Below are 21,698 nucleotides of genomic sequence, written 5' to 3'. Positions count from 1 at the left end.
TCGCGGATCGCGCGTACCCTGGAGTGATGCCCGAGCAGTACCACCGGCCTGTGCGCCGGCCGACGAGCGCCTTCGACAACATCGTCGGCGCACACGATCCTGCCGAGGAGACGCGCATCGCGCACGCCACGGCATCCGCCCTCTTGACCCGCGTCCGTGCGGACGAGAGCGGCGCGAGCGCCGAGCGCCTGGTGGCCTTCACCGAAGAGCACGGGATCGACGAGATCGCGGAGCTGTGGTCTAAGGCTCCTTCTCGGACGCTGCCGGGCGCACTGTGGCGTCTCTACGTGCTGCAGCTGGCGATCCATGGTGATCCGCACACCGCCGCGCTCCTGTACGACCGGGGACGGGTCGAGCTTCCCTCTGCCGACGCGGTGATCGCCGGGGCTCCCGTGCCGGCGAGTCCCGATGAGCTGGTCGCGCTGATCGACACGATCCTGCGGGGCGCGTTCCGGGGTGACTTCGCGGTGGCGCTCGACCGGGCGGCGGCGTTCTGCCGCGTGCAGGCCTCGGGCGCGACGCATGCGGCGGACGACTACGAGCCGACAGAACCCGCGCGGGCCAGCGAGCTGACCACGCGAGCGCTGCGCCTGAGCAGTTATGCGCAGGACCTGGCGGCCTCCGGAGTGCTGTGGAGGATGGGCGCTCTCGCCTGAGCCGATACGGTGTGGACGGGGCGCCCGGACAGGAAAAGACCGGGCCGCAAGAACGCCTCTCGGCGGAAGGCCGCTCAAAGCGGCAAAAATTGGAGCCCGGGGTTATGCGGCCCGGCCACTCAATTGTAACGCGATGAGACGGCGGGTATTCCCGCCATCTAGGCTCGGATCATGACCGGGCGCTTTGCACTGATGATCGATCCCGTCGCCGCCGAGGAGCAGCGCGCCGACTATGCCGACACGTTCACGCAGGTGGATGCCGCGGCCCCGGCGCTCAGCGTCGGCGAGCTGAGCACCCAGCGCGGAGATGGCGTCTTCGAGTCCATCGGCGTGATCGACGGACACGCGCAGGAGGTGGTTCCCCACCTGGAGCGGCTCGCGCACTCGGCGCGGCTGTGCGATCTTCCGGTGCCGAATCTCGCGCAGTGGCGGCAGGCCGTCGATCACGCCGCGCGTCAGCTCGGCACCGGTGAATCCGTCATCAAGTTGATCCTCAGCCGTGGGGTCGAGCACGGGCCGACGCCGACGGCCTGGGTGACCGCGGCTCCTGCATCCGACTTCTCTGCGGTGCGGGCGAACGGCGTGCGCGTCGTGACTCTCGATCGCGGATACGACCTCGGCGCGGCCGAACGGGCGCCGTGGCTGCTGCTGGGGGCGAAGACGCTCTCGTATGCGGTGAACATGGCGGCGCTGCGCGAGGCGCACCGGCGCGGTGCGGGTGACGCGATCTTCCTCTCGAGCGACGGCTTCGTGCTGGAGGCGCCGACGGCCTCGCTGATCCTCCGTTTCGGTGACCGGTTCGTCACACCGGCGCCGAACGGCGGCATCCTGCACGGCACGACGCAGCTCAGCGTGTACGATCACCTCACCGCGAAGGGCTTCGATGTCGGCTACGACCGCATCCCGGCGTCCGATCTGGCCAGGGCGGATGCCGCGTGGCTGGTGTCGAGCGTCCGCCTCGCTGCGGCGATCACGGCCATCGATGACGCCCCCCTTCCGGTCGATCACGCCCTGACCGCCGACCTGAACCGCTACCTGCTCTCGCCCCGCGACTGATCCTCGAGGCGCCGGCGCGCGAAGAGGCGCCGGAACGTGAAGAGGGCCCGGGAACCGAAGTTCCTGGGCCCTCTTCACGTGTTCCTCAACTCAACCGAAGCGGCCGGAGACGTAGTCCTCGGTCGCCTGCACGGAAGGCGTGGTGAAAATCGAGGTGGTGTCGTCGTACTCGATGAGCTTGCCGGGCTTGCCGGTGCCGGCGATGTTGAAGAATGCGGTCTTGTCCGACACGCGGCTCGCCTGCTGCATGTTGTGCGTCACGATCACGATCGTGAACTCGTTCTTGAGCTCGCCGATCAGCTCCTCGATCGCATAGGTCGAGATCGGGTCGAGAGCCGAGCAGGGCTCGTCCATCAGCAGCACCTGAGGCGACACGGCGATGGCACGGGCGATGCACAGACGCTGCTGCTGGCCGCCGGAGAGACCGGAGCCGGGCTTGTCGAGACGATCCTTGACCTCGTTCCACAGGTTCGCGCCGGTGAGCGACTTCTCGACGAGGGCGTCCTGGTCGCTCTTCGACATGCGGCTGTTGTTGAGCTTCACACCGGCGAGGACGTTCTCCTTGATCGACATCGTGGGGAACGGGTTCGGGCGCTGGAAGACCATGCCCACCTGGCGGCGCACGAGCACCGGGTCGATGCCGGGGCCGTAGAGGTCCTTGCCGTCGAGCAGCACCTCTCCCTCGACGCGGGCGCCGGGGATGACCTCGTGCATGCGGTTGAGGGTGCGCAGGAAGGTGGACTTGCCGCAGCCGGACGGGCCGATGAAGGCCGTGACGCTGCGCGGCTGGATGTCGAGGGAGACGCCCTCCACGGCGAGGAAGTCGCTGTAGTAGACGTTCAGGTCGTTGACTTCGATGCTCTTGGACACTGCAGATTCCTTGCTTGTCGGGTCGAGGGCTCAGCGGCCGGTCTTGGGGGCGAAGATCTTCGCGACGAGTCGTGCGATCAGGTTGAGCAGCATGACGATGATGATGAGCGTCAGGGCGGCTGCCCAGGCCCGCTCGACGTAGGCCTCCGCGGGAATGCCCTGGTACGCATACTGCGAGTAGGTGAACACCGGGAGGGTCTGCATACGTCCGCTGAACAGGTTGTAGTTCATGGCGTCGGTGAATCCGGCGGTGAGCAGCAGCGGGGCCGTCTCGCCGATCACGCGGGAGATCGCGAGCATGACGCCCGTCGTGATCCCGGCGATCGAGGTCGGGAGGACCACCTTGACGATCGTGAGCCACTTCGGCACGCCGAGCGCATACGACGCCTCGCGCAGTTCGTTGGGTACGAGTCGCAGCATCTCCTCGGTGGAACGCACGACGACGGGGATCATGAGCACGGCCAGGGCGACCGAGCCCGCGATGCCCATGCGCACACCGGGGCCGAAGATCAGCGCGAACACGGCATAGGCGAACAGACCGGCGACGATCGACGGGATGCCCGTCATCACGTCGACGAGGAAGGTGATGGTGCGGGCCATGCGGCCGCCCTTGCCGTACTCGACCAGGTAGACGGCCGTCATCAGGCCGATCGGGATCGAGATGATCGCCGCGGCGAGCGTGACCAGGAGCGTACCGATGATGGCGTGGAGGGCGCCGCCGCCCTCGCCGAGCACGCCGCGCATCGACGAGGAGAAGAAGAGTCCGTCGAAGCGGGCCAGCCCGTTGGCGACCACGGTGATGGCGACCGACACCAGCGGCACCATCGCGATCGCGAACGCCGAGGTGACGATGCCGGTGATCAGGCGGTCGAGCGCCTTCCGCGGGCTCTCGATGATGCGCGACATCACATAGATGAGCACCAGGTAGATGATGGCGCCGAGGACGACGGAGCCGGCGATGTTGAGCTCGGATCCGCTGGCGAGTGCCGTGATGGCGAATGGCGTGAATCCGATGAGGAGCGACAGGCCGAGAAGAGCCCAGGGCGACCAGCGGGGGAGGTGTCCTGATCGGAGCGAGAGCTGGGACGGAGCGGCGCTCGCCGTGCGAGCCGATTCGGGGGCGGTCACGGTCATGTCAGTTCGCTCCCGAGAATTCCTTGCGGCGGTTCACGAACCAGCGTGCGATCGCGTTCACCGCGAACGTCACGACGAACAGGATCAGACCGGTCGCGATGAGGATGTTGATGTTGACCTGGTACGCCTCGGGGAACGTCAGCGCGATGTTGGCTGCGATCGTGGAGGGGTTCGTGGAGGTGAGCAGCTCGAACGTGACGGCCTTGCTCACCGACAGCACCATGGCGACGGCCATGGTCTCGCCGAGCGCGCGGCCGAGACCGAGCATGGATGCGGAGACGATGCCGGAGCGCCCGAACGGCAGCACGGCCATGCGCACCATCTCCCAGCGGGTGGCGCCGAGTGCGAGGGCGGCCTCTTCGTGGAGGCGAGGGGTCTGCAGGAAGATCTCGCGGCAGATGGCGGTGATGATCGGGACGACCATGACCGCCAGCACCATGGCGGCGGTGAGGATCGTGCGTCCGGTGGGGGACACGACACCGCCGAAGAGGGGGATCCAGGAGGCGTTCGTGTTGAGCCAGGCGTAGATCGGCTGGACGGCCGGTGCGAGCACCAGGATGCCCCAGAGGCCGAACACGACCGAGGGAACTGCGGCGAGCAGATCGACGACGTATCCCAGGCCCTGGGCGAGGCGCCGTGGTGCGTAGTGGGTGATGAACAGGGCCACGCCGAGCGACAGCGGCACCGCCAGGAGGAGGGCCAGGAAGGCCGCCCAGACGGTGCCGAAGAGGAGGGGGCCGACGTAGTCCCAGAAGTTCGTCTTGAGGAGCGAGGCGTCTTCGGCGGTCGCCGTGAAGGCCGGGATCGACTGCACGATCAGGAAGATCGCGACCGCGGCCAGCGTGATCATGATCATGGACCCGGCGGCGACCGCCGTGCCGGAGAACCAGAGGTCACCGGCGCGCTTCTTCGCGACGATTCGCGTCGACGCCGGCGAGGTCGTGGCTGTCATGGGAGCTGCTTCCTGCTCAGTGGAGATCGGGGGTCTGACGCGAGCAGACGGTCTCCGGGATGCCGTGCGGCATCCCGGAGACCGTCAGTGTCTCACTTGATGAGGTCGATCGCAGCCTGTGCCTGCGTGCGCAGGTCGTCCGAGATCGGGGCGCTGCCGGCGTTGGTCGCCGCCACGTCCTGGCCCTCGGCGCTGATCGCCGTGGTGAAGAACGCCTTCGTCAGTGCCGCGACGTTCTCGTCTTCGTACTCGGCGCAGCCGATGAGGTAGCTGACGAGCAGCACGGGGTATGCGCCGTCGGCGGTCGTGGTGCGGTCGATCGCGAAGGCGAGGTCGCCGTCGGTGCGGCCGTCCTCGATCTTCGAAGCGTCGAGCGTTGCCGCAGCACCCTCGGCCGAGTGCGGCACGAACTCGTCGCCGACCTTGACGTTGACGGCCGAGAAGTCGGCGGCCTGCGAGGAGTCGATGTAGCCGATGAGGCCCTGTCCGCCCTTGACGGCGTTGGCGACGCCCGAGGTCTTCTCGGCGGACTCGCCGGCGAGGTCCGCCGGCCACTCCTCGACGCTGCCCGCGGTCCAGACGTCACCCGCGGTCTGCGAGAGGTAGTCGGTGAAGTTGCCCGTGGTGCCCGACTTGTCGGAGCGGTGCACCGGCGTGATGGCGAGGTCGGGGAGCGTGGCGTCAGGGTTGTCCGCGGCGATCGCTGCGTCGTTCCAGTTGGTGATCTTGCCGGCGAAAATCGACGCGATGGTCTCGGCGTCGAGGTTCAGCTCGTCCACGCCGTCGAGCGAGAAGACGATGGCGATCGGGGAGATGTAGGCCGGGATCTCGATGAGGTCGGAGCCGTCGACGCACGCGCCGAATCCGCCGGCCGAGATCTCGTCGGTCTTGAATGCGCGGTCGGAACCGGCGAAGTTGACCGCACCCTGCTGGAAGGACTCGCGGCCGCCGCCGGAGCCCTGCGGGTCGTACTCGACCTGGGCGTCGGGGTTGGTCTTCTGGAACTCGGCGGTCCACGCCTGGATGGCGACCTGCTGCGAGGAGGCGCCCGCGCCGACCAGGGAGCCGCTGACGGCCGCGGTGTCGGAGGTGGGTGCGTCGGTGGAACCGGTGCCTGCTTCGTTCGCGGCGCAGCCGGCGAGTGCGAGGGCGGCGACGGCGCCGATGGCGCCGATTCGTGCGATTCGGGAGATCTTCACTGTGGATCCTTCGATCTGGAATGGGTGGGGCCCGGTGCAGGGCACACAGTGACGCTATGGGCGACGGTTAACGAGACTCTCCCGAGCAGGTGAACGGCAGGTGAACGACCGGCGACTCTCTGGGGTGCTCCCGCGAGATTCCGGGGCTGGGTCGCGGAGCCGTCGAAACGTCAGACCTTGGGGATGTGCGTCTCGATCGCGATGATGCCGGATCCGGGGTTCGTGGCCGACAGATGCACGACGGAGAACGCGGCGGGCTCGAGGTCCGCCGCACTGCTCAGATACGACCCCTGGATGGTGCCGGTGGCCAGCGCGATCTCTGACAGCAGGCCGGGCAGCACTGGCCCGTGGCTGCAGAGCACGGTGGGCTTGCCGGCGCGGATACGGCGTCCGACGACGGAGCGGAGATCGGACTCGCCGTCCTCCCAGGCATCCTGGCTGATCTTCTCGGTCTTCACCGGTTTGCGGTCGAGCGCGCGGGAGAGCGGCGTGATCGTCTCGACGCAGCGCACCGCGTCACTGGTCACGATCCGGCGCACACCGAAGGCGCGCAGGGGTCCGACGATCGACTTCGCCTGCTTGCGCCCGCGCTCGGTGAGCGGTCGGGATGCGTCCGAGCCATCCCACTCCGAGCGAGGCATGGCCTTCGCATGCCGCAGCGCGATCACCGGGAACGTGCGCAGCACGCCGTCGTCGACGAGGTTCGAGAAGAAGTCGAGGATCTCGAGGTCGACGGGGTAGCTCAGTCGTGAGCGCGCCTTCTTCACACTCACCCATTCCAGCGCGGCGATCTCGCGGTTGGGGACGAACGTCGATTCCCGGATCGCGGCATCGGTCGCCTCGGCGGCCCAGTAGTGCACGACCTTCTGCTTCTGCGACGCGAGGTGATAGCGGCTCACGCCGACCGAGACACCGAGCGAGACGCGGATCCCGGTCTCCTCCTGCACCTCGCGCACGGCCGTCTCGGCGAGCATCTCGCCGGGATCGACCTTGCCCTTGGGAAGCGTGATGTCGCGGTACTTGGTGCGGTGGATCAGCAGGATCCGCAGCTTGCCCTCGACGAGGCGCCACACGACGGCCCCCGCCGCGTACACGGCTTTGTCCGTCCACTTCGAGTTCGTCGTCGTGTCGGCCGGGAGCTGCAGCTGCCGAGTGTTCATCGAACCGCCCGTGCGCGACGGCGCCGCTGGATCAACCCCATGGTCTTATCCTGCAGGTCGATGAGGGGCTTGCCCTCCGCATCGACGGCGTGGCGCTCCCACACGCCACCGGCGCCGAGGTGCCACGAGGTCGTGCCGGCATCCATCGCCAGGTCGAAGAACGTGCCGAGTTCCTTGAGATGAGCGGGGTCGGTGACGCGCACCAGGGCTTCGACGCGACGGTCGAGGTTGCGGTGCATCATGTCGGCGCTGCCGATGTAGACCTGCGGATCGCCGCCGTTCTCGAACGCGAAGATCCGCGAGTGCTCCAGGTAGCGACCCAGGATGCTGCGCACGGTGATGTTGTCGCTGATGCCGTCGAGATCGGTGCGCAGGCTGCAGATGCCGCGCACCCAGACGTCGACCTTCACTCCGGCGGCACTCGCACGGTAGAGCGCGTCGATGATCTCCTCGTCGACCATCGAGTTCACCTTGATGCGGATGTGCGCGGGGATCCCGGCTTCCGCATTCTTGCGCTCGGCATCGATCTGCCGCACGAGGCCCTTCCTCAGGTGCAGAGGCGCGACCAGGAGGCGCTTGAACTTCTTCTCGATGGCGTAGCCGCTGAGCTCGTTGAAGAGCCGCGTCAGATCCTTGCCGACCTGTGCGTCCGCGGTGAACAGCCCGAAGTCCTCGTAGATGCGGCTGGTCTTCGGGTTGTAGTTGCCGGTGCCGACGTGGGAGTAGTGCTGCAGCCTTCCCTCTTCCTCGCGGATGACGAGGGCGAGCTTGCAGTGCGTCTTCAGGCCGACGAGACCGTAGACCACGTGCACGCCGGCCTTCTCGAGCTTGCGCGCCCAGACGATGTTGTTGGCCTCGTCGAAGCGGGCCTTCACCTCGACCAGGGCCAGCACCTGCTTGCCCGCCTCCGCCGCGTCGATGAGTGCCTGCACGATGGGGCTGTCACCCGAGGTGCGGTACAGGGTCTGCTTGATCGCCAGCACGTGCGGGTCACGGGCCGCCTGCTCGAGGAAGGCCTGCACGCTCGTGGTGAACGACTCGTACGGGTGGTGCACCAGCACGTCGGACTTGCGGATCGCCTTGAAGATGTCGGCGCGGGTGCTCGATCCTGCAGGCTGGAAGGCCACGGCGGTGGTGGGCAGATGCGGCGGGTAGCGGAGGTCGGGACGGTCGATGCGGGACAAATCGAACAGGCCCCGCAGATCGAGCGGGCCGGGAAGGCGGTAGACCTCGAGGTCGGTGATGTCGAGTTCGCGGACCAGCAGGTCCATCGTGACGTCATCCATGTCGTCGGTGATCTCGAGGCGGATCGGCGGGCCGAACCGTCGCCGCAGGAGCTCGGCCTCGAGCGCCTGGATGAGGTTCTCGCTCTCGTCCTCCTCGATCTCGACGTCTTCGTTGCGGGTGAGGCGGAACGCGTGGTGGTCGAGCACCTCCATGCCGGGGAACAGATCGCCCAGGTGGTTGGCGATGAGCTCCTCCAGGCGCAGGAAGCGCTTGATCTCGCCGCCTCCTGGCACCTCGACGAAGCGCGGGAGCATGGGGGGCACCTTGAGGCGCGCGAACTCCTGACGCCCGGTGCGGGCGTTGCGGATGCGGATCGCGAGGTTCAGCGAGAGGCCGGAGATGTAGGGGAACGGGTGGGCCGGGTCGACGGCGAGCGGCATCAGCACCGGGAAGACCTGGGCCTGGAAATACTCCGAGAGGGCGGAGCGCTCGGCGTCGGTGAGCTCGGACCACTCCATGATCTCGACACCGGACTCGGCCAGGGCGGGGCGCACCAGCGAGATCCAGGCGTCCGCGTGGCGCAGCTGCAGCGCGTGCGCCTCGCGAGAGATGTCGGCGAGCGCGTCGACGGGGGAGCGGCCGATGTTGGTCGGCACGGCGAGACCGGTCATGATCCGACGTTTGAGGCCGGCGACGCGCACCATGAAGAACTCGTCGAGGTTGCTCGCGAAGATCGCGAGGAAGTTCGCGCGCTCGAGCTCGGGCAGTGACGGATCCTCGGCCAGCTCCAGAACGCGCTGGTTGAAGGCGAGCCAGCTCAGTTCGCGATCCAGGTAGCGGTGGTCAGGGAGCAGGGAGTCGGGCGACTCGATGGCGTCGAAGTCGTCGTCTTCGGCGTCACCGAGTCCGGCGTCGGCGAGTGCGGGATCGATCATGGGGTACATCTAAGCACCGCGAGGTGACGCTCGTGTGAACGGAGCCGTCCGTCAGTGGGCTCCGACGAGACTCTCGTCCTCGTTCACGTTGAAGCGGTAGCCGACATTGCGCACCGTGCCGATGATCTGCTCCTGGTCGCCGAGTTTCGCCCTGAGTCGTCGCACGTGCACGTCGACCGTACGGGTGCCGCCGAAGTAGTCGTAGCCCCAGACCTCGCTGAGCAGCTGTTCGCGGGTGAACACCCGGGAGGGGTGCGTGGCAAGGAAGTGCAGCAGTTGGAACTCCTTGTAAGTGAGATCCAGGGGTCTGCCGCGCAGCTTCGCCGAGTACGACTGCTCGTCGATCGTGACACCGGACGCCTGCACGCGTGCGGGCTCGGCGACCTCGTCGCGACGGGCCAGCGCGAGACGGAGCCGGGCGTCGATCTCGGCCGGGCCGGCGGTGACGAGCAGCACGTCGTCGATCCCCCAGTCGCCGGAGAGGGCGCTCATCCCTCCTTCTGTGACCACGAGCAGCAGCGGGGCGTCCTGACCGGTGGCCCGCAGCAGCCGACACAGTGACTTCGCGGCGACCAGATCATGACGGCCGTCGACGATCACGACGTCGTAGTCGGGGGCGTTGACCAGCTGGGCGGGCTCTGCAGGGATCTGACGCGTGCGATGGCTCAGCAGCTCGAGGGCGGGCAGCACCTGCTCCGAGAGCGGAGCGTTGGTCAGTACCAGCACCTGGGCCACGCGCACTCCTCACCGACGCGGATCGTCGTCGTGCCGCCATGATACCGGGAGCGGATGCGCAACAATGGAGACATGACGGATCCCGCACTGGCACCACGCAACGCCTTCGTCGGTGTGCTCGTCGTCTGGGTCACCGCCTTCCTCGCGACCATCGCCATCGGCATCTTCGTTCCGGAGGAGTGGCGCGTTCCGTGGCTGCTGGTGGCCTTCGGCGGTGTCGTGCTGCTGTCGTTCGCCGTGCAGCTCTGGTACGGGCGGACGCAGGGGTTCATCTTCCGGGTGGCGAGCAGCGTCACCGGGGGTCTGCTGCTGATGGGCATCATCTCGGTCGGTTTCGGCCTCGCGGCATTGATCCCCGCCTGACATCGGCGTCGCGCGGTAAGGTGGAGCACATGGACCTCATGGCGCTCGAAATCTTCTTCATCGGCCTGCTGGGCCTCGCGAGCCTCGCTATCGTCTTCGTCTCGGCAGTGGTGCTGCGCAACCTCTTCCGCGGCCAGCGCTGACGCGATCGTGATCGAACTCCCCACAGACCTCCCCGCCGACATCGTTCCGTTCGCGTGGCTGATCGGCGTGTGGGAGGGCACCGGCGTCATCGACTATCCGGTCGGCGACGATCGTCTGCAGGGCGAGTTCACGCATCGGGTCAGTTTCAGCCATGACGGCGGCCCCTTCCTGAACTACTCCGGCACGGCGACGTTCCTCACCGAAGACGGCGCCCCGGCTGCCGCCCTGCTCGCCGAGACCGGTTTCTGGCGGCTCGCCCGACCGGCGACAGCCGCGGATCCCGGCCCCGCGCTGCTCCCGCCGACGGCACCCACCGTCACCCGCACGGTCGACGACGTCGAGGAGTTGCGCGCTCCGAGCGGCGGATTCCCGATCGAGGTCTCGCTCGCGCATGCAGACGGCGCCCTCGAGCTCTACATCGGCGAGATCAACGGCCCGCGCATCGACATCGGCTCGGATGCGGTCGTGCGCAGCGCGGGCGCGAAGGTTCACACGGCCTCTTCGCGCATGTACGGCCTCGTCGACGGGCATCTTCTGTGGGCATGGGACATCGCCGCCCTCGGCACCCCGCTGCGCTCGCACGCCTCGGCGCGACTGGCCAAGGTCTGACGTGTCGGGTTTCGCGGGGATCGACGGCGTCGTGTCCGACGGAGACACGATCGCGCATTTCGGTGACGCCTTCCGCGAGCAGCGTCGTCTTGCCGATGGTGCCGCTCTCGCGCCCCTCGGGGACCGTGCGGTGATCGAGGTCGCCGGTCCCGAACGGCTGACCTGGCTCGACTCCATCACTTCGCAGGCCGTCGGTCATCTGGCTCCCGGCGACAGCACCGAGCTTCTCGTGCTCGACCCGCAGGGTCGCGTCGAGCATGCCGCGGGGGTCTTCGACGACGGCGCATCGACCTGGCTCATCGCCGACGCCGGCGATGCCGAGGCACTCGCGGGATGGCTGACTCGCATGAAGTTCCGCACGCAGGCCACCGTCGAGATCCGCTCCGATCTCGTGCTGGTCGGCTACATCGATGGGGGAACGGTCGCGTCGACGGCATCTGCTGCGGCTTTCGCCCCGAACGGCGTGCCCCTCGTCTGGGCGGACCCATGGCAGCGCATCAGCGCCGGAGGGCACCAGTACGCCGAGGTGGCCGCGCATCCTGCCGCCGACTTCTCGTGGCGCGTCGCGATCCTGACCGGCGAGGGCGCGGATGCGCTCGTCACGGCGCTCGACCGTGAGGCACTCGCGGGTCTTCTGGCCGCCGAGGCGCTGCGCGTCGCGGCGTGGCGTCCGCGTTGGACGACCGAGGTCGACGAGCGTTCCCTGCCGCATGAGTCCGACTGGATCCGCAGCGCGGTGCACCTGAACAAGGGGTGCTATCGCGGGCAGGAGACCGTCGCGAAGGTGCACAACCTCGGACATCCGCCCCGTCGTCTCGCCGCGCTCCACCTCGACGGCAGCGATGCGGTCCTGCCCGAGCCCGGTGCGCCGGTCTTCTCCGGTGACGACGAGGTCGGACACCTCACCTCCGTGGTCCGTCACCATGAAGACGGCCCGATCGCCCTTGCGATCCTGTCCCGTCGCGCGCCGATCGGCGACCTCGTGGTGCGTGCTGACGGCATCGACATCGCGGCCTCCCAGCAGGTGATCGTGCCGGCAGATGCGGGCGCCATGGCCGACATCCCGCGACTCACGCGGCTGTCGCGGCGGCCCTCTGCGCCGGATCCGCGCGACTCCCGCACGGGTATCTGAGTCAGGTGGAACGGGGAGCGACAGCCTCCCAGGGCAGCGTGAGCTCGCCCAACCGCCAGCGGGTGCGCCCGCCGAGCACGGGCCATCCCTGTCCGCGGAGGGCGGCGACGGCGGCGAGGAATCGCTGGGTGGCGCCGAACGTCGACAGCGGGGCCGCATGATCCCATTCGCGGTCGAGATCGACGAGCAGCGCGTGGATGCGCTCACCGGGGACGTTGCGGTGGATCAGCGCCTTCGGCAGGCGCTCGGCGACGATGCTCGGATGCTCGAGGTCGGCGAGTCGCAGCGAGATCGTGAAGCGCAGGGGAACAGCGTGCGTGTCGACATCGATCCAGCTGGCGATGCGGCCGATCTCGTCGCAGGTGCCCTCGAAGAGCAGACCGCGCGGTGCCAGGCGTGATGCCATCCGACTCCACGCGTCGGGGACGTCCTCTTCGTCGTACTGGCGCAGCACGTTCATGGCGCGGATGACCGCGGCCTTCCGCGCGCCCGGGAGCGGCACCTCGAATCCTCCGCGCGCGAACGAGACCGGCAGGTCGGCAGCGAAGGGTGTATGCCCGGCACGCACCTCGGCGAGCTGCGCGTCGGCAGTCGCGACGCGGGCGGGGTCGATCTCGAGTCCGCGGACCTCGACATCGCCGCGCACGCGCACGAGGCGGGTCGCGAGCTCGAGCGCGGTCACGCCGCTGGCACCGTAGCCGAGGTCGACGACCAGGGGATCGGGTGCTTTCCGCAGGGCATCGCTCGCGGCGATCCAGCGATCGTTGCGCCGCAGTCGGTTGGTCCCCGTCGTCCCGCGGGTGGGCCGACCGAGGGGAGATGACGCCATGTCTCCATCCTCCCAGCATCCGACTCGGGCGCCGCGTCCCGGGCAGATAAACTGACGGCATGACTGCGACGCGCACCCTCATCCTGCTCCGCCACGGCCGGAGCGAGTGGAACGAACTGAACCTGTTCACCGGTTGGGTGGACGTCCGCCTCAACGCGCAGGGCGAGAAGGAGGCGCGCCGCGGCGGCGAGCTGCTGGCCGAGTCCGGCATCCTTCCCGACGTGCTGCACACGTCGCTGCTGAGCCGCGCGATCCAGACGGCGAACATCGCGCTCGACGCCGCCGATCGCCTGTGGATCCCGGTGACCCGCTCCTGGCGGCTCAACGAGCGTCACTACGGTGCGCTCCAGGGCAAGGACAAGGCGCAGACGCTCGAGGAGTTCGGCCCCGAGCAGTTCCAGCTGTGGCGTCGCTCGTTCGACGTGCCGCCGCCCGTGCTCGACGATGAGAGCGAGTTCAGTCAGGTGAACGACGTCCGCTACGTCGGCATCGACGGCGAGGTACCGCGCACCGAGTCGCTCAAGCTCGTCATCGACCGTCTTCTGCCGTACTGGGAGAGCGCGATCGTCCCCGACCTCGAGGCCGGCAAGACCGTTCTCGTCACAGCGCACGGCAACTCGCTGCGTGGTCTCGTGAAGCACCTCGAGGGCATCAGCGACGACGACATCGCCGAGCTCAACATCCCCACCGGAATCCCGCTCGTGTACGAGCTCGATGGGAACAACGTGCCGACCGGTCCCGGCCGCTATCTCGACCCCGAGGCTGCGGCCGCGGGTGCCGCCGCCGTCGCGGCGCAGGGCAAGAAGTAGGAGCTTCCGCAGAACACGGAGAAGCCCCCGATGCGAGTGCATCGGGGGCTTCGTCGTCGTCGAAGCGCGCGTCAGGCGTGACCGAGCTCCTGCTGCTCCAGCTCCTGCTGCTCGACGGCGAGGGGGATGTCCTCCTCCTCGACCGCCCAGTCGCCGGTGGCGAGGTAGACGACCTTCTTGGCGACCGCGACCGCGTGGTCGGCGAAGCGCTCGTGGTAGCGGCTGGCGAGCGTGGCGTCGACGGTCGCGGTGGCCTCGCCCTTCCAGTTGTCGCTGAGCACCTTCTCGAAGACGGTGGCGTGCAGCTCATCGACGTCGTCGTCCGCGTTGCGGATCGCGTCGGCGAATCGCAGGTCCTGCGTGCGCAGCAGCTCGGAAAGCGTGCGGGCGACCTCGACGTCCAATTCGCCCATCTTCACGAAGGTGCCCTTGAGGCCCTTCGGGATGGCGCGCTCGGGGAAGCGGAGGCGGGCGAGCTGCGCGATGTGCTCGGACATGTCACCCATGCGCTCGAGCGAGGCGCTCACGCGCAGTGCGGTGACGACGATGCGCAGATCGCGGGCGACCGGCTGCTGGCGGGCGAGGATCTCGATGGCCTGCTCGTCGAGCGCGACGGCAAGCTCGTCGATCTTCGCGTCGTCGGCGATGACCTCTTCGGCCAGGGCGACGTCGCTGGTGGCGAATGCCCTGGTGGCCTTGTCGATCGAGACCGTGACGAGGTCGGCGATCTCGACCAGGCGGTTCTGGAGGTCCTCGAGGGACTGGTGGAAGACTTCGCGCATGTTGGGGCGCAACCTTTCATTCGGATCTCGGCTGTGGCAGCGCGAGACGGCGGGTCGTCCGCACGAGAGCAGGTCCGTGCTCCCGCACAGGCCCGAAGCGATTGTCTGCTTCGAAGGTTAACGAACGGTGCCCAGCACGTGAATAGTACTTCTCCTGTTCCCGTCAGGGCGCGGAAACCCGCCGGACGGACGGTGAACGCACTCTACGCTGGAGTCATGACCTTGCCGCAGCTCGCGCTGTCTTCGCTCGCCATCGGGCTGGTGATCGGCGTCGGCCTCTCCCTGCTCGTCGTGTGGGCGTATCGCGCCCGAGCACGGGTGCAGGAGGAGACATCGCTGGCGATTCCGGCCGGCATCACCGATGTGCTGCGCAGCATGGATGACGCCGCGGCGATCGTCGATACCTCGGGCCTCGTGCTCGCCTCCTCGCAGGCCGCGGCCCGATTCGGCATCGAGGTCGGCTCCACGCTCGAGAATCCGGAACTCCGCCAGCTCGTACGAGGGGTCAGGGAGGCCGGAGGCTCCGTCACGGAGTCGATGCGCATCACCAGGGGCGGGCTGAGTCTCGACCCACGCCTCGTGTCTGCCCGTGCGAGCGTGATCGGCGCGCGACTGGTGCTGCTGATCATCCGCGATGTCACCGAGCAGGAGCGCCTCGATCAGATGCGGCGGGACTTCGTGGCGAATACGAGCCATGAACTCAAGACGCCGGTCGGAGCGGTGAGCCTTCTCGCCGAAGCCATCGAATCCGCTGCCGACGATCCGGCGCAGGTGCGCATCTTCGCGGCACGGATCTCGGCGGAGGCCGGGCGACTCGGACAGCTCACCGGGCGCATCATGAGCCTCTCCCGGCTCCAAGCCGAGGACGGCCTGGCGAAGGTGGGGCCGGTCTCGATCGACGAGGTGATCGCCTCCTCCATCGAGGCTCACGTCGTGCAGTCCGATTCCGCCGGTGTCGATCTCGCGAGAGGCGGCGACCGCGGCGTCTGGGTGCGTGGTGACGCGCAGATCCTGATCGAGGCCGTCGGCAACCTGATCGCCAACGCGATCGTCTACTCGCCCCGTGGATCCCGCGTCGGAGTAGGTGTGCGTGCCGAGGACGGCGTGGTCGAGATCGCGGTGTCCGACCAGGGGATCGGCATCGCCGAGGCGGATCGCGAGCGCATCTTCGAACGGTTCTATCGGGCCGACGAGGCCCGTTCACGACGCACCGGAGGAACCGGACTCGGTCTCTCCATCGTGAAGCACGCCACCCAGCGTCACGGCGGAGAGGTACGACTGTGGTCCCGTCCTGGACGGGGATCCACCTTCACGATCCGTCTGCCTCGGATCGACGCCCCGGACAACGCCGATGCGGGCAAGAAGAGCAAGAAGAAGCGTGCGCGCAAAGCGGCCAAGACCGCCGCATCCGCGCGCGTTCGAAACGGAGAGAGAGCATGACCCGAATCCTTCTCGTCGAAGACGAGCCCGACCTCGCCGATCCGCTCGCCTATCTCCTGCGCCGCGAGGGATACGAGGTGGAGATCGCGGAAGACGGCCCCGGTGCGCTGGCGGCGTTCCGCGAGCGCGGTGCGGACATCGTGCTCCTCGACCTGATGCTGCCGGGGATGCCGGGCACCGAGGTGTGCCGGCAGATCCGTTCGACGTCCGCCGTGCCGATCATCATGCTCACGGCGAAGGACTCCGAGGTGGACATCGTCGTGGGCCTCGAGCTGGGAGCCGACGACTACATCACGAAGCCGTACTCGTCCCGCGAGCTGCTCGCGCGCATGCGCGCCGTCCTGCGCCGGGTCGTGCAGGCGGAGAACGAGCTCGACGAGCGCGTGCTCGACGGCGGACGGGTCTCGCTCGACATCGATCGGCATACCGTCTCCGTCGCCGGTGACCAGATCAACATGCCCCTGAAGGAGTTCGAGCTGCTCGAGGTCCTGATGCGCAACTCGGGGCGCGTCCTCACCCGCGGCCAGCTCATCGATCGGGTGTGGGGGAGCGACTACTTCGGGGACACCAAGACCCTCGACGTGCACATCAAGCGCATCCGTTCGCGCATCGAGGAGAACCCGAGCGAGCCGGTCATGCTCGTCACCGTGCGCGGGCTGGGCTATCGCTTCGAGGGCTGACGGTCCGACCGAAAGAGAAGAGGCCGGTACCCCGCGGGGTACCGGCCTCTTCTCTGTGCTGCTCGTCAGTTCGAGGGCGCCGGTGCGGCCGTGTCCGTCGGAAGCGGCGTCGGGGTGGACGCCTTCTCGGACGGGACGAGGTCCGCGTAGTAGGGGAGGGAGCCGTCGAGGACGGGCACCTCTGCCTTGACACCCGTGGAGTCGCCCGACTGGAAGTGCATCTCGACGGTGGCACCCGGCTTGGTGTCGAGCCCGTCGATGCGCAGCGGCTCCTCGTCGGCGCCGAGGCTCACGCGTCCGCCCGCGGGGACGGTGACGGTGAGCGGGTCGAGATCCCCGACCGTGATGGTGAGCGTCTCGCTCTCCTCGGTGGGGTTCACGACCGCCGCGATCAGGTTGCCGATCGAGCCGTCCTCGGTGGCGATGACCAGGACGTTGCGGACGTCGATGGGGCCGTCGGCGTCGGAGATGTTCACACCGTCGGAAGCCGGGTACTCGATCTTCGTCGACTGGGGGGTGATGAATGTGCACCCGGTCGCGCCGAGCAGAACGAGGGCGCTGAGGGCTGCAGACGCAACAAGGCGCGATTTCACGGGTCCTCCTGAGGTCCGGCGGGATATCCGCATCCATTCTATGGGTAAGTCGTGACGGCTCCTGGTCCAGGGGGCGCGAACCTTAGCGCATATCCCCTGTGGTATCCTTGAGGTTGCCGAAAGGACACGTTTTTATGCTTTTTGAGGTTGGCGAGACCGTCGTCTATCCCCACCATGGCGCTGCGACCATCATCGAGGTCAAGGAGCGCATCATCAAGGGTGAGGCGAAGAAATACCTGAAGCTCAACGTCACCCAGGGCGATCTCATCATCGAGGTCCCCGCGGAGAATGTCGACCTGGTCGGCGTTCGCGACGTCATCGGCAAGGAAGGCCTCGATCATGTCTTCGAGGTGCTGCGAGCACCCTTCACAGAAGAGCCCACCAACTGGTCGCGCCGGTACAAGGCGAACCTCGAGAAGCTCGCCTCCGGCGATGTGATCAAGGTGAGTGAGGTCGTCCGCGACCTGTGGCGTCGCGATCAGGACCGCGGACTCTCCGCGGGCGAGAAGCGGATGCTGGCCAAGGCTCGGCAGATCCTCATCTCCGAGCTCGCGCTCGCGGAGAAGACCGACGAGGACAAGGCGGGCGCTCTGCTCGACGAGGTGCTCGCTTCCTGAGCTCCTTCACGGTGAAAGGCGGATGCTTCGGCATCCGCCTTTCGTCGTCTTCGCCGGTAACGTGATGCTGTGACCATCATCCCCGTCCCCCGTACAGCGATCATCGTCGTGGCCGCGGGTTCCGGTACGCGACTGGCGGCCGGCGCTCCGAAGGCCTTCGTCGGCATCGATGCCCGGTCCGTCCTCCGTCATGTCCTCGAGGGCGTGTTCGCGGCCGCTCCGGCGCAGGTGATCGTGGTAGCTCCGGTCGGGCTCGAAGGTGATGCCGAGACGGAGCTGCGCGCAGCGGCCGGAGAACGCGTCGATCTGGGTCGCGTGGTGACCGGTGGCTCGACCCGTCAACAGTCGGTCGCGGCGGGGCTCGCGGCGCTCTGGGGCGACATCGACACCGTCCTCGTCCATGACGCCGCGCGCGCCCTCACGCCGCCGTCGCAGATCGATGCCGTCGCCGCGGCCGTGACACCCGAGGTCGGCGTCATCCCGGCGCTTCCCGTCGTCGACACGCTCAAGAAGGTCGCCTCCGGCGCCGTGGTCGCCGCGGTCGATCGCTCCGAGCTCGCCGCCGCACAGACGCCACAGGGCTTCCCGCGGGCCTTGCTCGAGGCCGCGTACTCCGCAGCCCTGGCGGGAGGGATCGAGTACACCGACGACGCGGCGCTGTTCGCCGCCGCCGGCCACTCGGTGCGGTACATCGACGGCTCGCCCAGGGCCTTCAAGATCACCACGCCCACCGACCTCGAGCGCGCCAGGCACCTGCTCGCTCCGTCGGTTGCTGCATCCCCCATCCCGCGGGTGGGCATCGGGACCGACGTCCACGCCTTCGGGGGCGAGGGAAACCTCTGGCTCGCCGGCCTCGAATGGCCGGGTGAGCAGCCGTTGTCCGGACACTCGGACGGAGACGCCGTCGCTCATGCGATCGTCGACGCGCTCCTGGGTGCTGCCGGGCTGGGGGACATCGGCGAGCATTTCGGCACGGCTCATCCCGAGTATGCGGGGGCGCACGCCGAGGTGTTCCTCGCTCGCACCCGCGAGCTGCTGACAGAAGCCGGTTTCCGGATCGGGAACGTCTCCGTGCAGATGCAGGGGAACAGGCCGCGTTTCAGTCCCCGGCGGGTCGAGGCCGAGGGCGTGCTGTCCGCGGTGCTGGGCGCACCGGTGTCGGTGACGGCGACGACGACTGATCGGCTCGGGTTCCCGGGTCGTGGCGAGGGAATCTCAGTGACCGCCGTCGCGTCGGTGGTGTCGAGCGGACCCACCGCCGGATGACGTGCGGCAGGGGTGCTCCCCTGATCGGACCGCATATCGTCACAACCGCGGTGAATCCGGCCCAGGGGGCTGGCGCTCAGCAGCCGCCGAGTAGGCTTGAGCGGTGACACTCCGCCTCTACGACACCCGCGCACAGCAGCTGCGCGACTTCGTGCCTCTCGATCCCGAGAACATCACGATGTACGTGTGCGGACCCACGGTGCAGTCCGGCCCGCACATCGGGCACGTCAGGGCGGCCCTGAGCTTCGATCTCCTGCGCCGGTGGTTGGATCATCGCTACGGCCGCGTCACCTTCGTGCGCAACGTCACCGACATCGATGACAAGGTGCTCGCGAATGCCACCGATGCCGAGCCGTGGTGGGCGCTCGCCTACCGGATGGAGCAGGAGTTCACCGCGGCGTATGCCGGGGTCGGCATCCTTCCGCCGACGTACGAACCCCGTGCCACGGCATCCGTCCCGCAGATGCAGGAGCTCATCGCGGTGTTGATCGAGCGCGGACACGCGTATCCCGCGCCCGACGGGTCCGGCGACGTGTACTTCGACGTGCGGTCCTGGTCGGAGTACGGCGCGCTGACGCACCAATCGCTCGATGCCATGGAGGCCGCGGAGGACGCCGACCCGCGTGGCAAGCGCAATCCGCAGGATTTCGCGCTCTGGAAGGGCGCCAAGCCCGATGAGCCGAAGGATGCGACATGGGCATCGCCCTGGGGTGCAGGGCGTCCCGGCTGGCACATCGAGTGCTCCGCGATGTCCAAGCGCTATCTCGGCGCCGAGTTCGACATCCATGGCGGTGGGCTCGACCTGCGCTTCCCGCACCACGAGAACGAACTCGCGCAGTCGACGGCCGCCGGCGACGGCTTCGCCCGCTACTGGGTGCACAACGGACTCGTGACCGTCGACGGACAGAAGATGTCGAAGTCCCTGGGCAACTTCACCCTCGCAGCCGACGTGCTCACCGCGCAGGACGCGCTGGTGGTGCGCTATGCGCTCGCCGCCGCGCACTACCGTTCGAGCCTCGATCTCGGCGAGTCGTCGTGGACGGAGGCTGAGGCGGCCCTCAGCCGCATCGGCACTTTCATCGCCCGCGTTCGTCGTACGCTGTCCGGCGAGCCGGACGACGCACGCATCGGAGAGATCCCCGAGGCGTTCGCCGTAGCCATGGATGACGACCTCGGTGTGCCTCAGGCGCTCGCCGTCCTGCACGAGACGGTGCGTCGGGGTAACACGGCGATCGATGCCGGAGCGGACGAGGAGGCCTGGGCCGCATTCGTGCAGGTGGACGCCATGGTCCGCCTTCTCGGCTTCGACGAACTCATGTCGAGCGGGGGAGACGTCGCCGAACACCGGACGCTGGACGCTCTCGTCCAGACGATGATCACGCAGCGCGCGCAGGCCCGCGCTGACAAGGACTGGGCGGCGGCGGATCGCATCCGAGATGCGATCGCCGCCGCAGGAATCACGCTGGAGGACACTCCGGCCGGAACTCATTGGAGTATCGATGGTTAAGCCACAGCGCCCCGGCGCGAGCAACGGCAAGAAGAAGGGCCCCACCAAGGGCACCGGCGGGCTCGGGCGCAAGGCGCTCGAAGGCCGCGGGCCGACCCCGAAGGCCGAGGACCGCGCCTGGCACCCGGCGGGCAAGCGCAAGGCTGCGGCCGAGCGCTACGCCGCGGCGACGGGCGGCAAGGGTCGTCCCGGCGGGAGCCGTCCGGGCTCCGGCGGCGGGTCGAACCGCGCGCCGAAGGCCAAGGCAGGAGATGACACCGAGAACGTCACCGGTCGTAACTCTGTCCTCGAGGCTTTGAGGGCGAAGATCCCGGCGACGGCGTTCTACATCGCGCAGCGCGTCGAGATGGACGACCGTGTGAAGGAGATGCTCGCGATCGCCACGAATCGCGGGATCCCGGTGATGGAGGTCACGCGTCCGGAGCTGGATCGCATGGCCGGGTTCGACGGCGTGCACCAGGGTGTCGCGATCAAGGTGCCGCCGTACGAGTACGCGCACCCGCAGGATCTGCTCGAGCAGGTCATCGACCGCGGCGACGTGCCGTTGTTCGTCGCGCTCGACGGCATCACCGACCCCCGTAACCTCGGTGCGATCATCCGCTCCACGGCGGCGTTCGGCGGCCACGGCATCATCCTTCCCCAGCGCCGCTCGGCGGGTGTCAACTCCGCTGCCTGGAAGACCAGCGCCGGAGCAGTCGCCCGCACCCCCGTCGCGCTGGCCACCAACCTCACCACGCAGCTCAAGGAGTTCAAGAAGCAGGGTGTGTTCGTGCTCGGCCTCGACGGCGACGGCGATGTGTCGCTTCCCGAGCTGCAGTTGGCTGATCGGCCTGTCGTGATCGTGGTCGGATCGGAGGGCAAGGGCCTGTCGCGTCTGGTCTCCGAGACCTGCGACCAGATCGTCTCGATCCCGATCTCCGCGGCGACCGAATCGCTGAACGCCGGCATCGCGACATCCGTCGCGCTCTACCAGGTCGCGTCGCTCCGCGCCGCGAAGAAGTAG

Annotated in this window: 22 protein-coding genes; 12 read left to right on the top strand and 10 right to left on the bottom strand. The window is 68.1% G+C overall.

Going from position 1 to position 21,698, the window contains the following annotated elements:
- Window positions 1-26: 26 nt before the first annotated feature.
- Both CQ042_RS11470 and CQ042_RS11465 read left to right on the top strand, forming a co-directional pair.
- Complete coding sequence (locus CQ042_RS11470) at window positions 27-656, top strand: DNA-directed RNA polymerase subunit beta (protein ID WP_105670611.1); 630 nt, start codon at window positions 27-29, stop codon at window positions 654-656.
- 171 nt (window positions 657-827) lie between these two features.
- Complete coding sequence (locus tag CQ042_RS11465; RefSeq protein WP_105670610.1) at window positions 828-1,712, top strand: aminodeoxychorismate lyase; 885 nt, start codon at window positions 828-830, stop codon at window positions 1,710-1,712.
- 90 nt (window positions 1,713-1,802) lie between these two features.
- Here the strand turns inward: CQ042_RS11465 and pstB are convergent, their stop codons facing one another.
- The 7 genes from pstB to CQ042_RS11430 all read right to left on the bottom strand — a co-directional run bounded on the left by pstB (window position 1,803) and on the right by CQ042_RS11430 (window position 9,924).
- Window positions 1,803-2,582, bottom strand: coding sequence for a phosphate ABC transporter ATP-binding protein PstB (gene pstB, locus CQ042_RS11460; protein WP_028503355.1), 780 nt, complete (start codon window positions 2,580-2,582; stop codon window positions 1,803-1,805).
- Window positions 2,583-2,612: 30 nt separating this feature from the next.
- Window positions 2,613-3,716 (bottom strand): phosphate ABC transporter permease PstA, encoded by a 1,104-nt coding sequence (gene pstA, locus CQ042_RS11455; protein WP_181157543.1) that lies wholly within the window; start codon window positions 3,714-3,716, stop codon window positions 2,613-2,615.
- A gap of 1 nt (window position 3,717) precedes the next feature.
- Entirely contained in the window at window positions 3,718-4,668 is a 951-nt protein-coding gene (pstC, locus tag CQ042_RS11450; RefSeq protein WP_105670609.1) for a phosphate ABC transporter permease subunit PstC, read from the bottom strand.
- 92 nt (window positions 4,669-4,760) lie between these two features.
- Window positions 4,761-5,867 (bottom strand): phosphate ABC transporter substrate-binding protein PstS, encoded by a 1,107-nt coding sequence (pstS, locus tag CQ042_RS11445; RefSeq protein ID WP_105670608.1) that lies wholly within the window; start codon window positions 5,865-5,867, stop codon window positions 4,761-4,763.
- A 170-nt stretch (window positions 5,868-6,037) separates the two neighbouring features.
- Window positions 6,038-7,027 (bottom strand): NUDIX hydrolase, encoded by a 990-nt coding sequence (locus tag CQ042_RS11440; RefSeq protein ID WP_105670607.1) that lies wholly within the window; start codon window positions 7,025-7,027, stop codon window positions 6,038-6,040.
- Entirely contained in the window at window positions 7,024-9,189 is a 2,166-nt protein-coding gene (locus CQ042_RS11435; RefSeq protein WP_105670606.1) for an RNA degradosome polyphosphate kinase, read from the bottom strand. Before CQ042_RS11435 ends, CQ042_RS11440 begins: the two co-directional genes overlap by 4 nt.
- Before the next feature lie 51 nt (window positions 9,190-9,240).
- Window positions 9,241-9,924, bottom strand: coding sequence for a response regulator transcription factor (locus tag CQ042_RS11430; RefSeq protein WP_105670605.1), 684 nt, complete (start codon window positions 9,922-9,924; stop codon window positions 9,241-9,243).
- A gap of 72 nt (window positions 9,925-9,996) precedes the next feature.
- Between CQ042_RS11430 and CQ042_RS11425 the strand changes: the two genes are divergently transcribed.
- The 3 genes from CQ042_RS11425 to CQ042_RS11415 all read left to right on the top strand — a co-directional run bounded on the left by CQ042_RS11425 (window position 9,997) and on the right by CQ042_RS11415 (window position 12,172).
- Entirely contained in the window at window positions 9,997-10,287 is a 291-nt protein-coding gene (locus CQ042_RS11425) for a hypothetical protein (protein WP_105670604.1), read from the top strand.
- A gap of 150 nt (window positions 10,288-10,437) precedes the next feature.
- Window positions 10,438-11,040: an FABP family protein gene (locus CQ042_RS11420; protein ID WP_105670603.1), complete on the top strand. Its 603-nt coding sequence runs from the start codon at window positions 10,438-10,440 to the stop codon at window positions 11,038-11,040.
- Between the two features lies 1 nt (window position 11,041).
- Window positions 11,042-12,172, top strand: a complete 1,131-nt coding sequence (locus CQ042_RS11415) for a folate-binding protein YgfZ (protein WP_105670602.1) — start codon at window positions 11,042-11,044, stop codon at window positions 12,170-12,172.
- Between the two features lies 1 nt (window position 12,173).
- Here CQ042_RS11415 and CQ042_RS11410 read toward each other — a convergent pair whose 3' ends face one another.
- On the bottom strand, window positions 12,174-13,001 hold the full coding sequence (locus tag CQ042_RS11410; protein WP_105670601.1) for a class I SAM-dependent methyltransferase: 828 nt from the start codon (window positions 12,999-13,001) through the stop codon (window positions 12,174-12,176).
- A gap of 59 nt (window positions 13,002-13,060) precedes the next feature.
- On the opposite strand from CQ042_RS11410, the gene CQ042_RS11405 reads away from it, so the two are divergent.
- Complete coding sequence (locus tag CQ042_RS11405; protein ID WP_105670600.1) at window positions 13,061-13,810, top strand: phosphoglyceromutase; 750 nt, start codon at window positions 13,061-13,063, stop codon at window positions 13,808-13,810.
- 71 nt (window positions 13,811-13,881) lie between these two features.
- On the opposite strand, the gene phoU is transcribed toward CQ042_RS11405, so the two are convergent.
- Window positions 13,882-14,592 (bottom strand): phosphate signaling complex protein PhoU, encoded by a 711-nt coding sequence (gene phoU / locus CQ042_RS11400; RefSeq protein WP_105670599.1) that lies wholly within the window; start codon window positions 14,590-14,592, stop codon window positions 13,882-13,884.
- Window positions 14,593-14,808: 216 nt separating this feature from the next.
- Between phoU and CQ042_RS11395 the strand changes: the two genes are divergently transcribed.
- Together CQ042_RS11395 and CQ042_RS11390 are read left to right on the top strand one after the other, a co-directional pair.
- Window positions 14,809-16,032, top strand: a complete 1,224-nt coding sequence (locus CQ042_RS11395; protein ID WP_105670598.1) for a cell wall metabolism sensor histidine kinase WalK — start codon at window positions 14,809-14,811, stop codon at window positions 16,030-16,032.
- Window positions 16,029-16,712, top strand: a complete 684-nt coding sequence (locus CQ042_RS11390) for a response regulator transcription factor (RefSeq protein ID WP_105670597.1) — start codon at window positions 16,029-16,031, stop codon at window positions 16,710-16,712. Before CQ042_RS11395 ends, CQ042_RS11390 begins: the two co-directional genes overlap by 4 nt.
- 65 nt (window positions 16,713-16,777) lie before the next feature.
- Here CQ042_RS11390 and CQ042_RS11385 read toward each other — a convergent pair whose 3' ends face one another.
- Entirely contained in the window at window positions 16,778-17,305 is a 528-nt protein-coding gene (locus CQ042_RS11385) for a DNA modification methylase (RefSeq protein ID WP_105670596.1), read from the bottom strand.
- 134 nt (window positions 17,306-17,439) lie between these two features.
- Here CQ042_RS11385 and CQ042_RS11380 point away from each other — a divergent pair, with 134 nt between their 5' ends.
- From CQ042_RS11380 to rlmB, 4 genes are all read left to right on the top strand, one after another.
- Window positions 17,440-17,922, top strand: coding sequence for a CarD family transcriptional regulator (locus CQ042_RS11380; protein WP_017201416.1), 483 nt, complete (start codon window positions 17,440-17,442; stop codon window positions 17,920-17,922).
- Between the two features lie 69 nt (window positions 17,923-17,991).
- Window positions 17,992-19,188 carry a 2-C-methyl-D-erythritol 4-phosphate cytidylyltransferase gene (gene ispD, locus CQ042_RS11375; RefSeq protein WP_105670595.1) on the top strand — a complete coding sequence of 399 codons (1,197 nt, stop codon included), beginning with the start codon at window positions 17,992-17,994 and terminating at the stop codon, window positions 19,186-19,188.
- Between the two features lie 103 nt (window positions 19,189-19,291).
- A complete protein-coding gene (cysS, locus tag CQ042_RS11370) occupies window positions 19,292-20,695 on the top strand; it encodes a cysteine--tRNA ligase (RefSeq protein ID WP_105670594.1) in 1,404 nt (467 codons plus the stop codon).
- The gene (gene rlmB, locus CQ042_RS11365; protein WP_105670593.1) at window positions 20,688-21,698 is read left to right on the top strand and encodes a 23S rRNA (guanosine(2251)-2'-O)-methyltransferase RlmB; all 1,011 of its coding nucleotides are present in this window, start codon (window positions 20,688-20,690) and stop codon (window positions 21,696-21,698) included. The genes cysS and rlmB overlap by 8 nt, the downstream gene beginning before the upstream one ends.

It is taken from the genome of Microbacterium sp. MYb62 (assembly GCF_002979475.1).
GTDB lineage: Bacteria > Actinomycetota > Actinomycetes > Actinomycetales > Microbacteriaceae > Microbacterium.
This window is presented reverse-complemented; position numbering and strand designations above follow the sequence as displayed.

Coding starts and splice junctions, on each gene's coding strand:
- CQ042_RS11470 (WP_105670611.1), top strand. CDS start 27: ATGCCCGAGCAGTACCACCGGCCTGTGCGCCGGCCGACGAGCGCCTTC.
- CQ042_RS11465 (WP_105670610.1), top strand. CDS start 828: ATGACCGGGCGCTTTGCACTGATGATCGATCCCGTCGCCGCCGAGGAG.
- pstA (WP_181157543.1), bottom strand. CDS start 3,716: ATGACCGTGACCGCCCCCGAATCGGCTCGCACGGCGAGCGCCGCTCCG.
- pstC (WP_105670609.1), bottom strand. CDS start 4,668: ATGACAGCCACGACCTCGCCGGCGTCGACGCGAATCGTCGCGAAGAAG.
- CQ042_RS11440 (WP_105670607.1), bottom strand. CDS start 7,027: ATGAACACTCGGCAGCTGCAGCTCCCGGCCGACACGACGACGAACTCG.
- CQ042_RS11435 (WP_105670606.1), bottom strand. CDS start 9,189: ATGATCGATCCCGCACTCGCCGACGCCGGACTCGGTGACGCCGAAGAC.
- CQ042_RS11425 (WP_105670604.1), top strand. CDS start 9,997: ATGACGGATCCCGCACTGGCACCACGCAACGCCTTCGTCGGTGTGCTC.
- CQ042_RS11410 (WP_105670601.1), bottom strand. CDS start 13,001: ATGGCGTCATCTCCCCTCGGTCGGCCCACCCGCGGGACGACGGGGACC.
- CQ042_RS11405 (WP_105670600.1), top strand. CDS start 13,061: ATGACTGCGACGCGCACCCTCATCCTGCTCCGCCACGGCCGGAGCGAG.
- phoU (WP_105670599.1), bottom strand. CDS start 14,592: ATGCGCGAAGTCTTCCACCAGTCCCTCGAGGACCTCCAGAACCGCCTG.
- CQ042_RS11395 (WP_105670598.1), top strand. CDS start 14,809: ATGACCTTGCCGCAGCTCGCGCTGTCTTCGCTCGCCATCGGGCTGGTG.
- CQ042_RS11390 (WP_105670597.1), top strand. CDS start 16,029: ATGACCCGAATCCTTCTCGTCGAAGACGAGCCCGACCTCGCCGATCCG.
- CQ042_RS11380 (WP_017201416.1), top strand. CDS start 17,440: ATGCTTTTTGAGGTTGGCGAGACCGTCGTCTATCCCCACCATGGCGCT.
- rlmB (WP_105670593.1), top strand. CDS start 20,688: ATGGTTAAGCCACAGCGCCCCGGCGCGAGCAACGGCAAGAAGAAGGGC.